The organism is Curtobacterium sp. P97 (assembly GCF_023712445.1).
GTDB lineage: Bacteria > Actinomycetota > Actinomycetes > Actinomycetales > Microbacteriaceae > Curtobacterium.
Genome location: NZ_JAMAYF010000175.1, coordinates 1 through 425, shown reverse-complemented (window position 1 = coordinate 425; position 425 = coordinate 1). Strand labels below are relative to the sequence as shown.

General features: G+C 74.8%; 1 protein-coding gene. It reads right to left on the bottom strand.

Going from position 1 to position 425, the window contains the following annotated elements:
* Positions 1-199: 199 nt before the first annotated feature.
* A partial coding sequence (locus tag M3677_RS17520) for a hypothetical protein (protein ID WP_251161216.1) occupies positions 200-425 on the bottom strand: 226 nt, incomplete at its 5' end.

Sequence of the window (425 nt, the reverse complement as noted above, 5' to 3'; positions counted from 1 at the left end):
ATCGGGGTGCTCTGCCAGCTCGACGCCGAGGCCGACTTCCGGTCGGTGCTGGCCCGCTGGCTCCCCGGCTTCGCCGCCTGACCCCCCGGTCATCGATCAGGTGACCTGATCACCGACCGGCCACCTCGGGCAACGGTGGTCGAGGTGACCCACCGGTGATCAGGTCACCTGATCACCGGTGGGCCTCCGGGGGGGGGGCTCACCGGACGGCGGCGTTCGCGCGGGCTGCCCGGCGTGCGGCGCGGTCGGCCCGGCGTGCCCAGCGGCGCGCGGTGATCAACCGGCGGGCCCGCGCGGCGGCGTCGGCGTCGGCCAGCAGGTCTGCCTGCCGGATCCGCGCCATGGTCAACTCGTTGCGGTACAGGTCCATCTCTCCCCCTCCCGGGGTCTCGTGCGCGGGTGTCGGGTCGGTGCTGCGCCGGTCA